Origin of the sequence: Delftia sp. WSY_16 (assembly GCF_043104415.1) — a bacterium.
In the GTDB taxonomy this organism is placed as follows: Bacteria; Pseudomonadota; Gammaproteobacteria; order Burkholderiales; family Burkholderiaceae_C; genus Comamonas; species Comamonas tsuruhatensis.
Window position 1 is genome coordinate 961,402 of sequence record NZ_JBICKS010000040.1, and the last position, 19,153, is coordinate 980,554.

The 19,153-nt window shown below is 66.1% G+C and carries 17 protein-coding genes; 16 read left to right on the top strand and 1 reads right to left on the bottom strand.

Features of this window, described 5'->3' with window-relative positions; translation table 11 throughout:
* Positions 1-293 precede the first annotated feature (293 nt).
* The 10 genes from ACF8O7_RS24070 to ACF8O7_RS24115 all read left to right on the top strand — a co-directional run bounded on the left by ACF8O7_RS24070 (position 294) and on the right by ACF8O7_RS24115 (position 12,137).
* Positions 294-1,415 carry a branched-chain amino acid ABC transporter substrate-binding protein gene (locus ACF8O7_RS24070; RefSeq protein ID WP_016446333.1) on the top strand — a complete coding sequence of 374 codons (1,122 nt, stop codon included), beginning with the start codon at positions 294-296 and terminating at the stop codon, positions 1,413-1,415.
* Between the two features lie 100 nt (positions 1,416-1,515).
* On the top strand, positions 1,516-2,442 hold the full coding sequence (gene livH, locus ACF8O7_RS24075) for a high-affinity branched-chain amino acid ABC transporter permease LivH (RefSeq protein ID WP_016446334.1): 927 nt from the start codon (positions 1,516-1,518) through the stop codon (positions 2,440-2,442).
* Positions 2,442-3,680 carry a high-affinity branched-chain amino acid ABC transporter permease LivM gene (locus tag ACF8O7_RS24080; protein WP_016451503.1) on the top strand — a complete coding sequence of 413 codons (1,239 nt, stop codon included), beginning with the start codon at positions 2,442-2,444 and terminating at the stop codon, positions 3,678-3,680. The genes livH and ACF8O7_RS24080 overlap by 1 nt, the downstream gene beginning before the upstream one ends.
* 52 nt (positions 3,681-3,732) lie before the next feature.
* Positions 3,733-4,500, top strand: coding sequence for a high-affinity branched-chain amino acid ABC transporter ATP-binding protein LivG (gene livG / locus ACF8O7_RS24085; protein ID WP_016446336.1), 768 nt, complete (start codon positions 3,733-3,735; stop codon positions 4,498-4,500).
* Positions 4,501-4,508: 8 nt separating this feature from the next.
* Positions 4,509-5,210 (top strand): ABC transporter ATP-binding protein, encoded by a 702-nt coding sequence (locus ACF8O7_RS24090; protein ID WP_026062223.1) that lies wholly within the window; start codon positions 4,509-4,511, stop codon positions 5,208-5,210.
* 167 nt (positions 5,211-5,377) lie between these two features.
* Entirely contained in the window at positions 5,378-6,298 is a 921-nt protein-coding gene (gene pdxK / locus ACF8O7_RS24095) for a pyridoxine/pyridoxal/pyridoxamine kinase (protein WP_046240203.1), read from the top strand.
* Positions 6,295-7,071 (top strand): SDR family NAD(P)-dependent oxidoreductase, encoded by a 777-nt coding sequence (locus ACF8O7_RS24100; RefSeq protein WP_046240202.1) that lies wholly within the window; start codon positions 6,295-6,297, stop codon positions 7,069-7,071. Before pdxK ends, ACF8O7_RS24100 begins: the two co-directional genes overlap by 4 nt.
* 292 nt (positions 7,072-7,363) lie before the next feature.
* Positions 7,364-8,338: a hypothetical protein gene (locus ACF8O7_RS24105; RefSeq protein ID WP_016451500.1), complete on the top strand. Its 975-nt coding sequence runs from the start codon at positions 7,364-7,366 to the stop codon at positions 8,336-8,338.
* 134 nt (positions 8,339-8,472) lie between these two features.
* On the top strand, positions 8,473-11,151 hold the full coding sequence (gene ligD, locus ACF8O7_RS24110) for a DNA ligase D (RefSeq protein ID WP_392444437.1): 2,679 nt from the start codon (positions 8,473-8,475) through the stop codon (positions 11,149-11,151).
* Positions 11,148-12,137 (top strand): Ku protein, encoded by a 990-nt coding sequence (locus tag ACF8O7_RS24115; protein ID WP_392444439.1) that lies wholly within the window; start codon positions 11,148-11,150, stop codon positions 12,135-12,137. Before ligD ends, ACF8O7_RS24115 begins: the two co-directional genes overlap by 4 nt.
* Positions 12,138-12,338: 201 nt before the next feature.
* Here the strand turns inward: ACF8O7_RS24115 and ACF8O7_RS24120 are convergent, their stop codons facing one another.
* A complete protein-coding gene (locus ACF8O7_RS24120; protein ID WP_193584794.1) occupies positions 12,339-12,797 on the bottom strand; it encodes a hypothetical protein in 459 nt (152 codons plus the stop codon).
* Between ACF8O7_RS24120 and ACF8O7_RS24125 the strand changes: the two genes are divergently transcribed.
* The 6 genes from ACF8O7_RS24125 (at position 12,705) to ACF8O7_RS24150 (ending at position 19,117) form a co-directional block, all read left to right on the top strand.
* Positions 12,705-14,792, top strand: a complete 2,088-nt coding sequence (locus ACF8O7_RS24125) for a catalase (RefSeq protein ID WP_392444441.1) — start codon at positions 12,705-12,707, stop codon at positions 14,790-14,792. The genes ACF8O7_RS24120 and ACF8O7_RS24125 overlap by 93 nt on opposite strands.
* Before the next feature lie 345 nt (positions 14,793-15,137).
* On the top strand, positions 15,138-16,199 hold the full coding sequence (locus ACF8O7_RS24130; RefSeq protein ID WP_392444442.1) for a DNA topoisomerase IB: 1,062 nt from the start codon (positions 15,138-15,140) through the stop codon (positions 16,197-16,199).
* Between the two features lie 162 nt (positions 16,200-16,361).
* Positions 16,362-17,957 (top strand): sigma-54 dependent transcriptional regulator, encoded by a 1,596-nt coding sequence (locus tag ACF8O7_RS24135; RefSeq protein ID WP_017404825.1) that lies wholly within the window; start codon positions 16,362-16,364, stop codon positions 17,955-17,957.
* Between the two features lie 95 nt (positions 17,958-18,052).
* Positions 18,053-18,580, top strand: a complete 528-nt coding sequence (locus ACF8O7_RS24140) for a hypothetical protein (protein WP_392444444.1) — start codon at positions 18,053-18,055, stop codon at positions 18,578-18,580.
* Positions 18,581-18,650: 70 nt separating this feature from the next.
* Entirely contained in the window at positions 18,651-18,929 is a 279-nt protein-coding gene (locus ACF8O7_RS24145; RefSeq protein WP_016446350.1) for a GlsB/YeaQ/YmgE family stress response membrane protein, read from the top strand.
* Between the two features lie 44 nt (positions 18,930-18,973).
* A complete protein-coding gene (locus tag ACF8O7_RS24150) occupies positions 18,974-19,117 on the top strand; it encodes a hypothetical protein (protein WP_016446351.1) in 144 nt (47 codons plus the stop codon).
* Positions 19,118-19,153: the final 36 nt, after the last annotated feature.

Consider the following 19,153-nt stretch of genomic DNA (forward strand, 5'->3'; position numbering starts at 1 on the left):
ATGCAACATTCAGCGTACGTGTTTCCCCTTCTTGCAGTTGGTCATATTGACTTCATGAAGCACCGTCAGGGTGCATCGTCGGCATCAGCCGTTTTCTTCGGCCAAAACAGCCCCCGCCCGACGGCGCAGGCCGCGATGGGAGCCTTAGCGAAAAGCCTGTTGCCGCGCCAGCCCCGGGATACCCTGTTGCCATTGGTAACCAGGCGATTAACCTGTGCTTCTTTGCGCGGCTAGCCCCTACAGGAGCCACCGCGTTTTTCAGAACGCTTTACCCAAAGTTGAAGGAAGTACTCATGAGCATTCCGTTCCGCATGCACACCGTCGTCGCCGCCCTGGGTTTGGCTGGCGCCGCCCTGTTCTCCACAGCGCATGCGCAAATCAAGATCGCCATGGTGGTTCCCACCACCGGCCCGCTGACGCAGTACGGCGACATGGTCAAGGAAGGCGTGAACACCGCCGTGGAAATGGCCAATGCGGCCGGCGGCGTCAACGGCAAGAAGATCGAGCTGGTGTCCGTCGATGACGCCTGCGAACCCAAGCAGGGTCCCGTGGCCGCCAACCGCGTGGTCAACGCCAAGATCGGCTACGTGATCGGCCCCGTCTGCTCGGGCGCATCGATTGCCGCAGCCCCGATCTACAACAACGAAGGCGTGGTCGTGGTGACCCCCTCGGCGACGTCCCCCGCCCTGACCGACGGCAAGAACTACCACTTCATCTTCCGCACCATCGGCCGCGATGACCAGCAGGGCCCGGCCGCCGCCAAGTTCATCCTGGAAAAGGCCAAGCCCAAGAAGGTTGCCGTGCTGCACGACAAGCAGTCGTATGGCCAGGGCATTGCATCCTCCGTGCGCGACGACCTGAAGAAGGCCGGCGTGGAAGTGGCCCTGTTCGAAGGCATCAACGCCGGCGACAGCGACTACTCCGCCGTCATCACCAAGCTCAAGAGCGCCGGCGTGGACTTCATCTACTACGGCGGCTACCACCCCGAAATGGGCCTGCTGCTGCGCCAGGCTTCCGAGCAGGGCCTGAAGGTCCGCATGATGGGCCCCGAAGGCGTGGGCAACCCCGAAGTCAACGCCATCGCCGGCAACGCCGTCGAAGGCATGCTGGTGACCCTGCCCGCAGACTTCTCGGCCAACCCCAAGAACGCCGCCGTGGTCAAGGCCTTCAAGGACAAGAAGCGCAATCCTTCGGGTGCCTTCCAGCTGACCGCATTTGCCGCCACGCAAGTGCTGCTGGACAGCATCAAGGCCGTGGGCGACAGCCCCGCCAAGGTGGCTGACCACCTGCACAAGTCCAACTTCGAGACCGTTCTGGGCTCGGTGGGCTGGAACAAGCAGGGCGACCTGAAGTCCTTCGACTTCCAGGTGTTCGAATGGCACAAGGACGGCAGCAAGTCGGTCGCTGCCAAGTAATCCCCCTCCGTCTGACTGACCGGGGCACGCATTCGGCGTGTCCCGGTCGTCTGCATCCTGGCCTTTTAGGCCTTTTCCTGTTTTGGGGCGGCATTACACCATGTCAGAACTCTTACCTCAGCTGATACAGCAGCTGTTCAACGGACTGTCCCTGGGCGCCATCTATGCCCTGATCGCCATCGGCTACACGATGGTCTACGGCATCATCGGGATGATCAACTTCGCCCACGGCGACATCTACATGATCGGGGCCTACATCGGCCTGGTCACGCTGTCGGCCATAGGCACGCAAAGCGGCCTGCCGGTGTGGGCCATCATCGGCCTGATGCTGGTGGTCTCGGTCTTCGTCACCGGCGTCTATGGCCTGGTGGTGGAGCAGGTGGCCTACAAGCCGCTGCGCCGCAGTCCCCGCCTGGTGGCCCTGATCTCGGCCATCGGCATGTCCATCTTCTTGCAGAACTGGGTGGCCCTGGGCCAGGGTGCGCGCGACATGGCCGTGCCCTCGCTGCTGCCGGGCGCGCTGCGCTTCGGTGCCGAAGGCGGCTTCGAGATCTATGTGCCCTACTCGCGCATCCTGATCATCGTGGTGGCCATCGTGCTCATGGTGCTGCTGACGCTGTACATCCGCCACTCGCGCATGGGCCGCGCCTCGCGCGCCTGCGCCCAGGACATGCACATGGCCAGCCTGCTGGGCATCGACACCAACCGCGTGATCTCGTTCACCTTCGTGCTGGGCGCCATGCTGGCGGCCGTGGGCGGGGTGCTGATCGCGCTGGCCGTGGGCAAGCTCAACCCGTTCATCGGCTTTCTGGCCGGCATCAAGGCCTTCACGGCCGCGGTGCTGGGCGGCATCGGCTCCATCCCCGGCGCCATGCTTGGCGGCGTGCTGCTGGGCGTGGCCGAAACCTTTGCGGCAGCCTACATCTCGTCCGAGTACAAGGACATCGTGGCCTTCGGCCTGCTGGTGCTGATCCTGCTGTTCCGCCCCACGGGCCTGCTGGGCAAACCTGAAGTGGAGAAGGTCTGATGAAAACCAAACCCACTTTGAACCTGCGCGACGCCCTGATCGCCACGGTAATGACGGCCGTGGTCGTCACGCCCATCTTCGGCCTGCACCTGGAACGCGCCGGCACCCGCACCATCATCAACCCCGACTGGACGGTGGTGGCCTGGGCCTGCGCCCTGGTCTTCCTGGTGCAGCTGCTGCGCCCGCTGATCGCGGCGAAGATGCCCAAGGTCTCGCTACCCTCGCTGCCGCAGGCGCGCCCCAGCCACCGCAACGGCCTGATGCTGGCGGCCCTGCTGATCGCCGTGTCCTGGCCCTTCTTTGCGGGCCGCAACGCGGTGGACATCGCCACGCTGGCCATGATCTACGTGATGCTGGGCCTGGGCCTGAACATCGTCGTGGGCTTTGCCGGCCTGCTGGACCTGGGCTTCGTGGGCTTCTACGCCGTGGGCGCCTACACCTATGCGCTGCTCTTCCACTGGGCCGGCTGGTCCTTCTGGGAAGCGCTGCCGCTGGCCGGTGCCGCTGCCGCGATGTTCGGTTTCGTGCTGGGCTTTCCGGTGCTGCGGCTGCGCGGTGACTACCTGGCCATCGTGACCCTGGGCTTTGGCGAGATCATCCGCCTGCTGCTGGTCAACCTGACCAGCATCACGGGCGGGCCGGACGGCATCTCCAGCATCCCCAAGCCGACGGTGCTGGGCCTGGAGATGACGCGCACCCCCTCCACCGAGGGCGGCACGACGTTCCACCAGTTCCTGGGGCTGGAGTTCAGCTCGCTGCACATGGTGATCTTCCTGTACCTGATGGCACTGCTGCTGGCCGTGGTCACGCTGTGGATCTCCAACCGCCTGGTGCGCATGCCCATAGGCCGCGCCTGGGAGGCACTGCGCGAGGACGAGATCGCCTGCCGCTCGCTGGGCCTGAACCCCATGAAGATCAAGCTGTCGGCCTTCACGCTGGGCGCCATGTTCGCCGGCTTCGGCGGCGCCTTCTTCGCGGCGCGCCAAGGCATCGTCAACCCCGAGTCCTTCACCTTCATCGAGTCGGCGCTGATCCTGTCCATCGTGGTGCTGGGCGGCATGGGCTCGCAGCTGGGCGTGATCATCGCGGCCATCTTGCTGACGGTGCTGCCCGAGCTGGCGCGCGAGTTCTCCGAGTACCGCATGCTGATCTTCGGCCTGGTGATGGTGCTGATGATGGTCTGGCGCCCGCAGGGCCTGCTGCCCATGCGCCGTCGCCATGTGGAGGTGCGCTCATGAGGCATGCCGACACCATGATTTTTGGGACAACAGATAGCAGCAAGGGCCGGCAATGAGCGAGTATTTGCTAGAAGTCAAAGACCTGTGCATGCGCTTCGGCGGCCTGCTGGCCGTGGACCACGTGGGCTTCAACGTGCGTCCGCAGGAAGTGTTTGCCATCATCGGCCCCAACGGCGCCGGCAAGACCACGGTGTTCAACTGCATCAGCGGTTTCTACCAGCCCAGCAGCGGCTCCATCGCGCTGGACGGCAGCGCCATCGAGGGGCGCAGCAGCCACCACGTGGCCAACCACGGCGTGGTGCGCACCTTCCAGAACGTGCGCCTGTTCAAGTCCATGACGGTGCTGGAAAACCTGCTGGTGGCACAGCACCGCCGCTCCGGCGTCAACCTGCTGTCGGGCCTGTTCAACACGGCGGGCTACCGCCGCAGCGAAGAGGAAAAGATCGAGAGCGCCCTGCACTGGCTGGACGTGATGGGCCTGCGCGAGTTCGTCAACCGCGAGGCCGGCAACCTGGCCTACGGCCACCAGCGCCGCCTGGAGATCGCGCGCTGCATGATCACCAAGCCGCGCGTGCTCATGCTTGACGAACCCGCCGCCGGCCTGAACCCGCAGGAGAAGAAGGACCTGCAGGGCCTGATCGACCAGCTGCGCCGCCAGTACGGCATTGCCGTGCTGCTGATCGAGCACGACATGGGCCTGGTCATGGGCGTGTCCGAGCGCATCCTGGTCATGGAGTATGGCAAGCCCATCGCCATGGGCCTGCCGGATGCCATTCGCAACGATGAACGGGTCATCAAGGCCTATCTGGGAGAAGCCTGATGCCTGCCATGCTGCAACTGGAGAACATCTCCACCCACTACGGCGCCATCTGCGCGGTCGACAGCGTCAGCCTGCACGTCAACCAGGGCGAGATCGTCTCGCTGATCGGCTCCAACGGCGCCGGCAAGACCTCGCTGCTGATGACGGTGTGCGGCAACCCGCGCGCCAGCTCGGGCCGCATCTCGTTCGAGGGCGAGGACATCACCCAGCTTCCTTCGCACCACATCATGCGCAAGGGCATTGCGGTCTCGCCAGAAGGGCGGCGCATCTTCTCGGACCTCACGGTCACCGACAACCTGAAGATGGGCGGATTCTTCCTGGACAAGCCGCAGATCGAGGCCGGCATCGAACATGTGTTCGGCCTCTTCCCGCGCCTGCGCGAGCGCGCCCACCAGCGCGCCGGCACCATGTCGGGCGGCGAGCAGCAGATGCTGGCCATCGGCCGCGCGCTGATGAGCAAGCCCCGCCTGCTGCTGCTGGACGAGCCCACGCTGGGCCTGGCGCCGCTGATCATTGCGCAGATCTTCGAGATCATCCAGACCATCCGCGCCGCTGGCGTCACGGTCTTCCTGGTCGAGCAGAACGCCAACCGCGCCCTGCAGATCGCCGACCGCGGCTATGTGCTGGAGACCGGCAAGGTGGTGCTGGAGGACACCGGCGCCAACCTGCTGACCAACGACGCCGTGCGCCGCGCCTACCTGGGCGCCTGACAACGCACAGGCGCCTGTCGCTCCACGGGCCCGCCCTTTGGCGGGCTTTTTTCTTTTCACGCGCAGATCGCACAGTGGTCTGGTCCTGCGCGGCCGATTGTGGGGTCTGCGGCCTGGGCGCAGGCGTTATAAAACACGTCCCTGCCTCTCATTGCTCCCCCACGCCCATGAACGCCCCCGCCCCCCAAGACATGCTGCAACCCCTGGCCATCGACGTGGTGTCCGTGCAGTCCCAGGTCGTCTACGGCCGCGTTGGCAACAACGTGGCCATGCCCACGCTGCAGGCCCTGGGACTGGCGGCGGCAGCCGTGCCCACGGTGGTGTTCAGCAATACGCCGCACTATCCCAGCATCCACGGCGGAGCAATTGCCGCCGAGTGGTTTGCGGGCTATCTGCAGGACCTGGGCGCGCGCGGCGCGCTCAGGCAACTGCAGGCCGTGCTGGCCGGCTACCTGGGCGGGCCGGAACAGGCCGGGCTGCTGGCGGACTGGGTGGCGGGCCTGCTGCAGCAGCGCCCCGGCCTGCGCGTGGTGGTGGACCCGGTGATCGGCGACCACGACAGCGGCATCTATGTGGACCCCGCCATGGTCGAGGCCTACCAGCGCCACCTGCTGCCCCTGGCCGACGGGCTGACACCCAACCATTTCGAGCTGGAACGGCTGACCGCGCGCCCTGTGCACGGCATGGACGATGTGGTCCAGGCCGCGCGCAGCCTGCTGACCGGCCGCACGCAGTGGGTGGCCGTGACCAGCGCGGCGCCCGAGCTGGGCGGCGAGCATGCACTGCGCATGCGCGTGGCGCTGGTCACGCGCGAGGACGTGCATGTGATCACCCACGCGCGCGTGGATGCGGTGCCCAAGGGAACGGGCGACTTGTTCAGCGCCGCGCTCACCGGCCACTGGCTGCAGGGCGCCAGCCTGCGCGATGCGGCCGAGCGCGCCTGCGAACGCATCGTGCAGGCGCTGGAGCATACGCGGCAGGCGCGCAGCGCCGAGCTGCTGCTGCCCTCGGACCCCGTCGCCGCCCGGGCAATGACCGCGCAGGCAGCACCGGCAGCACGGGCACAAGCGATACCATCGCCCGCATGAACAATGCATCGCCTCTCCTTTCCCTGACGATTCTCACGGGCGCTTCGCGCGGCATGGGCCTGGCCATGGCCCGGCAACTGCTCGATGCCGGCCATGAGCTGGTCACGCTGTCGCGCTCCACCAGCGAAGACCTGAACCGGGCCGCCGCCACGGCAGGCGCCCCGCTGCAGCAGTGGAGCGTGGACCTGGGCGAGCCCGAGGCAGCGGCCCGCAGGCTGGGCGAATGGCTCGCCGGGCTGGACGCCACGCGCTACGCCAGCGTCACCCTGATCAACAACGCGGGCGTGATTCCGCAGATCGCGCCGCTGTCGCAGCTGCGGCCCGCCGACATCGCCCAGGCCATGCGCGTGGGACTGGAGGCGCCCATGCTGCTGACGGCCGCCTTCCTGGCCGCCACCGAAGGCTGGACGGCCGTGCCGCGCAAGGTGCTCAACATCTCTTCCGGCCTGGGGCGGCGCGCCATTGCCTCGCAGGCCTCTTACTGCGCGGCCAAGGCCGGCATGGACCATTTCAGCCGCAGCGTGGCGCTGGACGAGGCGCTCAAGCCCCACGGCGCGCGCATCTGCTCGCTGGCGCCCGGCGTCATCGACACCGACATGCAGGTGCAGCTGCGCAGCGCCGATGCCGCAGCCTTTCCCGACGCAGGCAACTTCGCCCAGCTCAAGGAGGGCGGCAAGCTGTCCACGCCCGAGCAGGCCGCCACCCTGGTGCTGGGCTGGCTGCAGCGCGCGGATTTTGGCGAGCAGGTCGTGGCCGACGTGCGCCAGCCCTGAACGTACGGGTCTGGCAGGCCCGATGCAGCAATGAAAACACCGGCAGCAGACAGAAACATATCGCCGTGCTGCCGGAAACAATCCAGCCATTCGCCCTGGAAAATATTCCGCAAGTTTTACCGGTTGCAGGAATCATTTTCCATATCCAGGCCGCGCATTGCCTTGAAAACCGTCATCTGGCAAAGGATGACGTTTTTCGTCTGAGTTTGCCAGTCCTGCTTTTCCAATCCTCCTACAGTGGCATTTATTTCGGCTGGCAAGAATGGGGCACTCAACTCCAGGAAATCCAGCCATGTCCATTGCCTATTCCGATCCCCTGGCAGCGCCAGTGGTCCCTGCGGCCAATACATCCGTCAGCGGTGTTTCATGGGCGGCGATATTCGCGGGCGCCATGGCGGCGGCCTCGCTGTCGCTGCTGCTGTTCATTCTGGGCACGGGCCTGGGCCTGTCGTCTGTCTCGGTATGGACCGGCCAAGGCATGGATGCCGGCGCCCTGGGGTGGACGGCCGTGGCCTGGATCGCCTTCACCCAGCTGGCCTCCGCCGGCGTGGGCGGGTACCTGGCCGGGCGGCTGCGCACCCGCTGGCAAGGCGTGCATACGGACGAGGTCTACTTCCGCGACACGGCCCACGGCTTTCTGTCCTGGGCGCTGGCCACGCTGGCCATGGTGGCCCTGATGGGCGCTGCGGCCGGTGGTGCGGTGTCCGGCGCCTTCAAGGCGGCGCAGACCGTGGCCACCAGCGCCTCCAGCGTGGTGGGCGGCGCGATCGGCGCCGCCGGCGGTGCGGCTGCTGGCGGTGCCGCAGCCATGGCCGGTGCCTCGGGCGCCGATGCCTCGCCCCAGGGCCTGGCCTACTGGACCGGCAGCCTGTTCCGCAATTCCGCGGCAACCTCCGGCAGCACAACGCCTGCCGACATGGCCAGCGCCACGCGGGAGGCCGGCGTGATCTTTGCCCAGTCGCTGCGCACCGGCCAGCTTTCTGCGGCCGATGAGCAATATCTGGCCCAGCTGATTGCGCGCAATTCCGATATTCCGGTGGAAGAAGCGCAAAAGAAAGTGCGAAGCACCTTTGATTCCGTACAGATGCAGATAAAGCAGGCCGAGCAAAAGGCAGAAGAGGCCAAGCAAAAGGCCAAGCAGGCCGCTGAAGAAACGCGAAAGGCCACCGCCCATTCCATGCTCTGGCTGTTTGTTTCCCTGATGCTGGGAGCCTTTGTGGGCAGCCTGTGCGCCACCTGGGGTGGCCGCCAACGCGATGCCATTTGATTTTGCATCGCAGTCAACACCATCCAACCATTCATTGAACGGAGGCCATTCATGCGATCCATACTGCTTTTTCTTCTGGGCGTGCCCATTCCCATCATCATTTTGATTGCACTGATGTTCTGAAGGAGCGCCGCATGCCCGCACCGCGCCGCAGCCACCCGGTCACGCAGCAGCCGCGGCGGGCTGCTGCGGCCGGCGGGCAGGACAAGGCTGCCGCTTCGCTGGCGGCCTACCGGCAAAAGCGCGACTTCACGCGCACGCCAGAGCCCTCGGCAGAACCTTCCAGCGACACGATTGCAGGGCAGCCCGGCACGGGTGTCCTGCAATTCGTCATTCAAAAGCACTGGGCCAGCCATCTGCACTACGACTTCCGGCTGGAGCTGGACGGCAGCATGAAAAGCTGGGCCGTGCCCAAGGGCCCCAGCTACGACCCGGCCGACAAGCGCATGGCCGTGCAGGTGGAAGACCACCCCATGGCCTACAACCGCTTCGAAGGCCAGATTCCGCCGGGCCAGTACGGCGCGGGCAAGGTCATCATCTGGGACCGGGGCACCTGGTGGCCACAAGGCGACGCCGCCGAGGGCCTTCGCAAGGGCAAGCTCAAGTTCGAGCTGCGCGGCCACAAGCTGCAGGGCCGCTGGACCCTGGTGCGCATGCGCGGCAAGGACGATGCCAAAAAACCCGCGTGGCTGCTGATCAAGGAGCATGACGGGCTGGAACGCGCCGCCGGCGAATTCAGCGTGGTCGAGGACATGCCCGACAGCGTGGCCGGCCTTCCCCTGGAACCTGCAGCAGCGGCAACGACAGAAACAACAACAGCAACAGCAACAGCGCCAGCGGCAGCACGAAAGCAGCACGCCGGCACCGCGACCATGCCGCAGGAGATCGTCCCCCAGCTGGCGACCTTGGTGGACCGCCCGCCCACGGAGGCCGGGCAATGGATCTTCGAGAGCAAGTTCGACGGCTACCGCCTGCTGGCCCGCATCGACAGCGGTACCGTGCGGCTTGTCACGCGCAACGGCAAGGACTGGACCGCCAGAATGCCTGCCCTGGCCCGCGCCTTGGCGGCCTTGCCCTTGCAAACAGGCTGGATCGACGGCGAGGTGCTGATGCTGGACAGCGACGAACGCCCCGACTTCCAGGCCCTGCAGAACGCCTTCGACGGCGAGCACACCGACCTGCTGGTCTTCTTCGCCTTCGACCTGCTGTGGCACGACGGCCAGGACCTGCGCCAGCAGCCCGTGGAACAGCGCCGCCAGCGGTTGCAGGAGCTGCTGCACAAGGCGCCGTCGGACCGCGTTCGGTTCAGCCAGGCCTTTGACGCCCCGCCCGCCGACCTGATGGCTGCCGCCTGCCGGCTGGGCCTGGAGGGCGTGATCGGCAAGCGGCGCGGCAGCGCCTACGTCTCGCGGCGCAGCATGGACTGGATCAAGCTCAAGTGCGGCCACCGCCAGGAGTTCGTGATCGCCGGCTATACCGATCCCCAGGGGTCGCGCACCGGCCTGGGGGCCCTGGTCCTCGCCGTGCATGGCGAGGACGGGCAGCTGCACGCGGCCGGCAAGGTCGGCACGGGTTTCAACGCACGCACCCTGGCCGACCTGCGCCAGCGCCTGGACGGCCTGGCCACCGGCTCATCCCCGCTGGCAGACACCCGGGGCCTTGGCAGCCAGGTGCACTGGGTGCGCCCCACTCTGCTGGCCGAAGTCTCGTTCGCGCAATGGACCGCGGACGGCCGCATCCGCCACGCCGTATTCCAGGGCCTGCGCACGGACAAGCCTGCGCGCCGCATCGCAAAAGAGGAGCCACAGCACGTGCCATCGACCGCATCTTCACCCCGCACCGCAACCCGCCACAAAGCCGCCCCGCCCCGCATGGCCAAGGCGGCGCGCCTGCCCGCCACGATCGCCATCACCCATGCCGAGCGTGTCATCGACCCCTCCACCGGCATCACCAAGATGGAGCTGGCGCGCTACTACGCCACGGTGGCCCCCTTCATGATCACCCACCTCAAGGCCCGGCCCGTGGCCATGGTGCGCGCGCCGGAGGGCATCGAGGGCGAGCTGTTCTTCCAGAAACACATGGACCAGACGCCGCTGCAGGGCATTGCCGCCCTGGCGCCCGAACTCGATCCCGGCCATGCGCCGCTGATGGAGGTGGCGCGGCGTGAAGGCCTGGTGGCGGCCGCGCAGATGAACACCATCGAATGGCACACCTGGAATGCCCGCCGGGACCGCATCGACCGGCCCGACCGCATGACCTTCGACCTGGACCCCGGCGAGGGCGTGCCCTGGACGCAGGTGCAGGAAGCGGCCACCTTGCTGCATGTGTTGCTGCAGGAGCTGGAGCTGCCGGCCTTCCTCAAGACCAGCGGCGGCAAGGGCCTGCATGTGGTCGTGCCGATCAAGCGGCTGCTGGACTGGGACACGGTCAAGGCCTTCTCCCAGGCCGTGGTCCAGCACCTGGCCAGCACCGTGCCCCAGCGCTTCGTGGCCAAGAGCGGGCCACGCAACCGCGTGGGAAAAATCTTCGTGGACTACCTGCGCAACGGCTTTGGCGCCACCACGGCCTGCGCGTGGACAGCGCGTGCGCGGCCCGGCATGGGCATCTCCGTGCCCGTGGGCTGGAACGAGCTCGACAGGCTCACGGGCGGCGCGCACTGGACCATTCGCTCGGTGGACCAGCGCCTGCGCCTGGGCAACTCGCCGTGGGAGCACTACGGCACGGCGGCCACCAGCCTGGGCCGCGCCATGAAGGCGCTGGGCTTCGAGGCACCGGCCCGCGAAGCGCCGCCAACGAGGAAAGCACAACGATGACCAGGAAAGCCACATCTCCCCGCACGGCCCCGGCCGTCTCCTCGCGCAGCCTGTGGAAGGGGGCCATCAGCTTTGGCCTGGTCCACATCCCGATAGGCCTGTATGCGGCCACGGCCAGCACGGACATCGATTTCGACTGGCTGGACAAGCGCAACATGCAGCCCGTGGGCTACAAGCGCATCAACAAGGTCACGGGCAAGGAGGTGGCCTCGGCCGACATCGTCAAGGGCGTGGAATTCGAAGAAGGCCGCTACGTGGTGCTGAGCGCCGAAGAGATTGCCGCCGCCTTTCCCAAGACCACGCAGACCATAGAGATCGAGGCCTTTGTCGATGCCGACGATATCCCCTTCATCTACCTGGAGCGGCCCTACTACACCGCCCCCCTGCACCGGGGCGGGAAGGTCTACGCACTGCTGCGCGAGGCGCTGCGCAAGAGCAACAAGGTGGGCGTGGCCAAGGTCGTCATACAGGCCAAGCAGCACCTGGCCATCCTGATCCCCTGCGGCCGGGCGCTGGTGCTGAACCTGCTGCGCTGGGGCGGCGAGATCCGTTCCTTCGAGCAGCTGGACCTGCCGCCGCTGGACGCAAGGGCCGCAGGCATCAAGGCCGCCGAAATGACCATGGCCCTGGCACTGATCAAGGACATGAGCCAGGCCTGGGACGCCGACCAGTTCCGCAACTCCTTCAGCGAGGAAATCCACCAGCTGGTGCAGGCCAAGGCCCATGCGGGCGACGTGCAAAGTGTGCAAAGGCAGCAGGACGCGCCCGCCGCACCCGCCAACGCAGCCGTGCTGGATCTGACCGCCCTGCTCAGGAGCAGCCTGGGCAAGGCAGGCAGCGGGGCCTCCGCCTCCGCGGCCAAGGAAAAAAATACCGGGGCGGCGGCAAAAGCTGCAAAAGCTGCAAAAGCGCCCGCGACCCGGACAACACCCAAGCCCCGAAAGCCAGCGTCCAAGGCGCCTGCAAAACGTTCAACATCCAAATGAAACGGACCATTGCCGTTTTGCATAATCTACAAATGGCATTTCATGATAAAAAATACATGCATTTTTGCCGCAAAAATGGATTCCATGATATTCATAGCAAATTCCAATGATTTACCAAAAGTAATCTTCCGAATTTCCTACACGCCGTGGATTTTTCAGGCAGCACAATGAAATTGCAGTGATGACGGCATCGCTGTTTACTTAAGGAGTATGGAAATGACGCAACAGACCAATAACCCTCAAGGCAACACGGCCAGCAACCAGCAAAACGACAAGAACAAGCAGAACCAGCAGCAGCAACAAAACAATCCGGGGCAGCAGCAGCAAAGCAATCCCAATAATCCCAACCATCAGCAACAGCAGAGCAACCCCCAGCGCAACCAGCCGGGTCAGCAGCAAAAGCAGGACAGCCACCAGCAGCGTTGAGCCGCAGGTTGCATGACCTGAAAAAAGGGTCCTCCGGGCCCTTTTTTTATTTTCCCATTGCGGCAACTGAAAAACATACCGTTGCTCCGCTTGAAATATCCGCGTCAAAAGAACATGGCGTTCATTCCCAAGGAGTGCATCATGGCCAAGAAAGCCCCAGCTGAAAAGAAATCCCCATCCCAATGCCCCGTTGGCCACGGCGGAGAACTCCAGCAGCAGGCCGAAGCCTCTCATCCTGTATTGACGACGCAGCAGGGCATACCGGTTGCGGACAACCAGAATTCATTGAAGCAAGGGCCAAAGGGACCCACGCTGCTGGAAGATTTCATATTGCGCGAGAAAATCACGCATTTCGACCATGAGCGCATTCCGGAGCGGATCGTCCATGCACGCGGCACAGGTGTCCACGGTTATTTCCAGCTGACCGATTCACTAGAGCAGTACACCACCGCCAAGGTGCTGACCGAAACCGGCAAGCAGGTGCCGGTCTTCGTGCGCTTTTCCACCGTGGCCGGCGGCGCAGGCTCGGTGGACACCCCGCGGGATGTGCGCGGCTTCGCCATCAAGTTCTATACCGAAGAGGGCAACTGGGATCTGGTCGGCAACAACATTCCGGTGTTCTTCATACAGGACGCCATGAAGTTTCCCGACCTGGTCCATGCCGTGAAGATGGAGCCGGACCGGGGCTTTCCACAGGCTGCCACGGCGCACGACACGTTCTGGGACTTCATCTCCCTCATGCCCGAGTCCATGCACATGGTCATGTGGATCATGAGCGACCGCACCATCGCGCGCAGCCTGCGCATGATCGAGGGCTTTGGCGTGCACAGTTTCCGGCTGGTCAATGCGCAAGGCAAAAGCACCTTCGTGAAATTCCACTGGCGGCCCGAGCTGGGCATCCAGTCCACGGTCTGGGACGAGGCCCTGAAGCTGCAGGCCGCAGACAACGACTACCACCGCCGCGACCTGTTCGAGGCCATCGAGGCGGGCGACTATCCGGCCTGGGAGCTGTGCGTGCAGCTGTTTTCGCAGGAACAGGCAGACGCCCTGCCCTATGACCATCTCGACCCCACCAAGATCATTCCGGAAGAGGAAATACCGCTGCGCAAGATCGGCCGCTTCGTGCTGGACCGCTGGCCCGACAACTTCTTTGCCGAGACCGAGCAGGTCGCCTTCTGCCCGGCCAACCTGCCCCCGGGCATCGACTTCAGCAACGATCCGCTGCTGCAGGGCCGCCTTTTCTCCTACCTGGACACCCAGCTGTCGCGCCTGGGCGGGCCCAACTTCGCGCAGTTGCCCATCAACGCGCCCAAATGCCCGTTTGCCCACGACCAGCGCGACGGCCATATGCAGACCCAGGTGCCCAAGGGCCGCGTGGCCTACGAGCCCTCCAGCCTGCAGGCCGACAGTCCGCGCGCCTCGGCGGCGCGCGGCTTCAGGCACTTTGCCCAGGATGACGGGGACGGCGCCAAGGGCCGCATCCGCCCCGAAAGCTTTGCCGACCACTACAGCCAGGCGCGCATGTTCTACGCCAGCCAGAGCGCGGTGGAGCAGGCCCACATCGCCAGCGCCCTGGTGTTCGAGCTGTCCAAGGTGCAGACGCCGCATGTGCGGCTGGCCGTGGTGGGCCACCTGCAGGTGATAGACGCCGACCTGGCAAAGCGCGTGGCCGACGGCCTGGGCCTGCCCCAGCTGCCGCCTGCCGCCAAGCCAGCCGTGCCCCCGCAAAAGCTGCCGCCCAGCCCGGCCACGCGCATCATCGACCGCATGAAACCCACACTGCAGGGCCGCTGCGTGGCCATCCTGGTGGATGAAGGCTCCAGCGCCCGACACATTGCCGCCTTCCACAAGGCCCTGGTGGCGCAAAAGGCCAGCGTGAAGATCATTGCGCCCAAGATCGGCGGCGCCACGCTGGACGACGGCAGCCACCTGCCCGCAGACGGCCAGCTGGCCGGATCGCCCTCGGCGCAGTTCGACGCCGTGGTGTCCATCCTCACGCCCCAGCGCGGCGAAGCCCTGGCCCGGGAGGCGGCCGCCCAGGACTGGTTCCGCGATGCCTTCGGCCACCTCAAGGCCATTGCGGCCTGCAAGGCCACCGGGCACATCCTGCAGACTGCGGGCATCACGCCGGACGAGGGCGTGTTTCCCATCGACACGCCCAAGCCCTTTGTCGAAGGCGCCAAGAAACGCTTCTGGGACCGCGAGCCCACGCTGAGGACGCTGGCCTGAGGCCGCCGGCCACCGGTTTTTGCGAATCATTGCTACCAAATGTCAACGCTTCGGCCCCGTGCAAGGGTCCGGGCATGGCGATTGCTGCAGCGGCTGCATGGCCGCTGCGGCCCGCCACCATCACAGGAGAAACCGTTCCATGATCGCTGCACCACCCACACCGCCTGCCACACCTCCCGTCGCTCCGCCGGTCAATCCGCCGCCGACCGAGCCGCTGGTGCCACCCGTGGGTGATCCTCCGCCGGCTCCGGCGCCTTCGCCCTATTCCGATCCCCCCATCGCACCTCCGCCGCCGCCGCCGCAGGGGTTGCACTGACTGCAGACCTCATCCATGTCAACGACCGCATGCCCGGCTGGCGCCGCCTACGGCGTGGCAAAGGCTTTTCCTATGTGGACCAGGACGGCAGGCCCGTGCGCGACGCCCAGGCGCTGGAGCGCATCCGCAAATTGGCCATTCCACCGGCCTATGTGGATGTATGGATCTGCCCTGACGCCCGGGGCCACCTGCAGGCCACGGGCCGCGATGCCCGCGGGCGCAAGCAATACCGCTATCACCCGCAGTGGCAGGAGCAGCGCAAGCAGGTCAAGTTCGACCGCATGCGCGAGTTCGGCCGGCATCTGCCCGCCATTCGGCGTGCCGTGGCGCGGGACCTCAGGCCGGGGCGGCCGCAGCTCGAAACCGTGGTGGCCACCATCGTCTGGCTGCTGGACTGCACGGCGCTGCGCGTTGGCAATGACGAGTATTCAGAAGCCAATGGATCCTTCGGCCTGACCACGCTCAGGAACCGCCACGCCCAGGTGCGCGCCGGCGAGCTGACGCTGAGCTTCAAGGGCAAGAGCGGCGTCGCCCAGCAGGCCCGCGTGTCCGACCGGGCCGTGGCCCGCATCGTCAAGCGCTGCCAGGACCTGCCGGGACAGCGGCTTTTCCAGTTCGTGGACGACGAGGGGGATGTTCACCATGTGCGCTCCGAGCACGTGAACGACTACATCCGCAGGTTCTGCAGCAAGGCCGGGGCAGACGAGGCAGACGGACCGGACTTCAGTGCCAAGGACTTCCGTACCTGGCATGCCAGCGTGTACGCGCTGGAGCTGGCCATGGCCGCCGCAGCGTCACCGGCGGGCAGCCGCCATCCGGGCGCGCTCACCTTCACGGACCTCATCGCCGAGGTGGCGCGGCGCCTGGGCAATACCTGTACGGTTTGCCGCAAGTTCTACATCCATCCCCAGGTACTGGCCCTGTGCGAGCAGCCCGGACAATGCCCGCCCGCCGTGACCGCTGCACCCGCACGGCGCACGCGCGGGCTGAGCGCCAAGGAATGCCTGTTCCTGGGCCTGCTGGAGCCCCAGCCCCGGCCCCGCAGGACCCCGCCCCGCCGTGGCCAGGGCGCCAGCCGCCGGCCCGCCTGATCCGCTTGATCCTCTCTTTGCGGCGACGGCGGCGGGGACCGGACCACCCGGCAAGCACTGTGCCTGTGGACTGACACAGATGCATACATCCCAGCCCCTAAACTGCCGGATCATGAATTTTTGTCAAAACAGGCTGCGGCCAGCAGCTCTGGAGGCCATGGAATGAACCACGTGCTGATCGTCGATGACGACGCGGACTCGGCAGCCACCATGCGCGAACTGGTGGGCGTGGACCGCTTTTCGGTCGCCGTGGCCCACACCCTGCGCGATGCGCGCCGCCAGATGGCCATGCAGCCGCCCAGCCTGGTTCTTCTGGACCTGCAGCTGCCCGATGGCAACGGCATGGACCTGTTCGGCGACCGGCAAGTGCCGCAGGACTCGCAGATCGTGCTGGTGACCGGCCATGCCAGCCTGGACTCCTCCATCGAAGCCCTGCGCCGAGGCGCCATGGACTATCTGGTCAAGCCCGTGGGCATAGGCCGGCTCGAGGACATTCTTTCGCGCTTTCTCATCCCCACGCCGGGCCTGTCGGGCGCGGACAGCCGCAACGGCGCAGGCCCGGCCTCCGATCAGATCACGGCACAAGACCATTGCGCACCCGCTGGCAGCTACTGCGCGCAGGAAGGCCGCTTTGGCCGGCTCCTGGGCCAATCGCCTCCCATGCAGCGCCTGTACCAGCAGATGGAGCGCGTGGCAGGCACCTCGGTCACGGTGTTTCTCACGGGAGAGAGCGGCACCGGCAAGGAGGTCGTGGCACAGACCCTGCACGACTTGAGCCAACGGCGCAGCCGCCCGTTTCTTGCCGTGAACTGCGGCGCCATTTCGCCGCATCTCATCGAAAGCGAGATCTTCGGCCACGAAAAGGGCAGCTTCACGGGTGCCGACCGCCAGCACCAGGGCTTTTTCGAGCGCGCGGCCACGGGCACGCTGTTCCTGGACGAGATCACGGAAATGCCCATGGAGCTGCAGGTCAAGCTGCTGCGCGTGCTGGAGACCGGCCGCTTCATGCGCGTGGGCTCCACCCAGACGCTGCAGACCGATGTGCGCGTGATCGCCGCCACCAACCGCTGCCCCTTCGAGGCCGTGGCCAGCGGCAGGCTGCGCGAGGACCTGCTGTACCGGCTGAACGTCTTTCCCATCGAGCTGCCGCCGCTGCGCGAGCGCCTGTCCGACGTCCCGCTGCTGGCCCAGCACTTGCTGCAGGCCATCTCTCAGCGAGAGGGGCAGACCAAGCAGTTCACGGCGTCGGCCCTGAGGCAGTTGGCGCAGCACAGCTGGCCCGGCAATGTGCGCGAGCTGCGCAATGCCGTGCAGCGTGCCTACGTCATGGAGCCCGGCCCGCAGGTAGGCACCGAATGGCTGCCCCGCCCACCGGTGGCCATTGCCCAGCCCGCCCCCATGCCGGTGTCATTGCACGCATCCGTGCACACATCCGTGCCTGCACAGCTGGCCGCCAACGCCCCGCAATTGCCGCCCACTGCGCAGGCCGCGCCTGTCGCCGTGCATCCGTTCGCCGACCACGGCGCGGCAGGCGACGCCTACGACCTGCCCGATATGGAGCCGGCCACCATACAGCTGCCCATCGGCATGACCATGGCGCAGGCCGAGCGGCTGCTGATCCAGGCCACGCTCAAGCAGTGCAAGTACCAGAAGGAACGCACGGCCGCCGTGCTCGGCATCAGCCTCAAGACGCTGTACAACCGGCTCAAGGACTATGCGGGCGGCAAAAAGGACAGGACGGACCCCGAACCCGGCTGACACGTGCGCAGACGCGCACAGCACCTGCTGCCGTTGCCTTGCGGGCACGCTGCTTGCCACCCTGCAAGCACCTTTGAGCAACCAAGGACAAGCCCATGGACTCCTCTCCTGCCCGCGCCTACGGTGTCTTCAAGCCCGTGGGCCACATGGTGGTCTCTTTTCCCACGGCTGCGCAGGCCGATGACGGCATGGCGGCGCTGCAGGCGCTGAACCTGCCCGAGCAGGACGTACGGCGCTACACCGACCGGGAAATGCTGGCCCAGATCGACCAAGACCTGCGACAGGCCAGCCCCGTGGCCGCCGTGGGCCAGGAACTCAATCTGGTCAAGGCCCACCAGGCCCTGGCCGAGCGCGGCTACCACTGGCTGGTGGTACGGGTGGACAGCGACGAGGCCGCACGCAACGCCGCCGATGCCCTCAAGGCCGCCGGCGCCGAGCGCGCCCAGCTCTACGGCCGCTTCATCATCGAGGAATTGATAGAACACGCCGCCGATCTGCCCCAGGTCAGCGAGTCGCCCGACCGGGGCCTGGACGCCCAGACACCTTCAGGCCGCGAAGCCGAGCGTGCACAAATCCGCCCTGCGCCGGCCCGGGGCAACGGCACCCTGCAACCGGAGCGCTGAGTCGCTTGCGACGGGCAGGCACGCCGATTGCCATTGATATTCAACTGCAACTTTTGTCAAAGGCGATGCCATGGATTTCCTCATCTGGCTGATGGTGGGCGGGCTGATCGGCTGGATCACCAGCATGGTCACGAACACCCAGGCCCAGCAAGGCATTTTGCTCAACGTGGCAATAGGCGCCATCGGCGCCTTGCTGGGCGGCTGGCTGCTGGCGCCGCTGCTGGCGCCCTCGGCCATGGATGCACAGGCGCAGGTGCCGGCCACATCCATGTCCATCTTCATTTCCATGGCCAGCGCCGTTGCGCTGCTGGCCATCTTCAACCTGTGCAAACCGCGCATGCGCCACTGAGCCGGCCCGGCCACGGGCCATTGACTTGCAGGAAAGGAGCCTCCATGAGCAAAGATCCCTTCCAGACCAGAAGTACCGCTGGCAGCACCGACCTCTCCCGCCAGGGCAGCGCCGTGTGCAAGAAACCGCTGCGCTCCATTGCCACGGCGCTGGCGGCGGGGCTGCTGATCGCGCGCCTCGCACGCTGACCGGGCTCGGCCCTCCTCTCTTTTTCGACTTTCCTG

Bases quoted from the DNA above. Each gene is read 5' to 3' on its own strand.
- ACF8O7_RS24070 (WP_016446333.1), top strand. From the start codon at position 294: ATGAGCATTCCGTTCCGCATGCACACCGTCGTCGCCGCCCTGGGTTTG.
- livH (WP_016446334.1), top strand. From the start codon at position 1,516: ATGTCAGAACTCTTACCTCAGCTGATACAGCAGCTGTTCAACGGACTG.
- ACF8O7_RS24080 (WP_016451503.1), top strand. From the start codon at position 2,442: ATGAAAACCAAACCCACTTTGAACCTGCGCGACGCCCTGATCGCCACG.
- livG (WP_016446336.1), top strand. From the start codon at position 3,733: ATGAGCGAGTATTTGCTAGAAGTCAAAGACCTGTGCATGCGCTTCGGC.
- ACF8O7_RS24090 (WP_026062223.1), top strand. From the start codon at position 4,509: ATGCTGCAACTGGAGAACATCTCCACCCACTACGGCGCCATCTGCGCG.
- pdxK (WP_046240203.1), top strand. From the start codon at position 5,378: ATGAACGCCCCCGCCCCCCAAGACATGCTGCAACCCCTGGCCATCGAC.
- ACF8O7_RS24100 (WP_046240202.1), top strand. From the start codon at position 6,295: ATGAACAATGCATCGCCTCTCCTTTCCCTGACGATTCTCACGGGCGCT.
- ACF8O7_RS24105 (WP_016451500.1), top strand. From the start codon at position 7,364: ATGTCCATTGCCTATTCCGATCCCCTGGCAGCGCCAGTGGTCCCTGCG.
- ligD (WP_392444437.1), top strand. From the start codon at position 8,473: ATGCCCGCACCGCGCCGCAGCCACCCGGTCACGCAGCAGCCGCGGCGG.
- ACF8O7_RS24115 (WP_392444439.1), top strand. From the start codon at position 11,148: ATGACCAGGAAAGCCACATCTCCCCGCACGGCCCCGGCCGTCTCCTCG.
- ACF8O7_RS24125 (WP_392444441.1), top strand. From the start codon at position 12,705: ATGGCCAAGAAAGCCCCAGCTGAAAAGAAATCCCCATCCCAATGCCCC.
- ACF8O7_RS24120 (WP_193584794.1), bottom strand. From the start codon at position 12,797: ATGAGAGGCTTCGGCCTGCTGCTGGAGTTCTCCGCCGTGGCCAACGGG.
- ACF8O7_RS24130 (WP_392444442.1), top strand. From the start codon at position 15,138: ATGCCCGGCTGGCGCCGCCTACGGCGTGGCAAAGGCTTTTCCTATGTG.
- ACF8O7_RS24135 (WP_017404825.1), top strand. From the start codon at position 16,362: ATGAACCACGTGCTGATCGTCGATGACGACGCGGACTCGGCAGCCACC.
- ACF8O7_RS24140 (WP_392444444.1), top strand. From the start codon at position 18,053: ATGGACTCCTCTCCTGCCCGCGCCTACGGTGTCTTCAAGCCCGTGGGC.
- ACF8O7_RS24145 (WP_016446350.1), top strand. From the start codon at position 18,651: ATGGATTTCCTCATCTGGCTGATGGTGGGCGGGCTGATCGGCTGGATC.
- ACF8O7_RS24150 (WP_016446351.1), top strand. From the start codon at position 18,974: ATGAGCAAAGATCCCTTCCAGACCAGAAGTACCGCTGGCAGCACCGAC.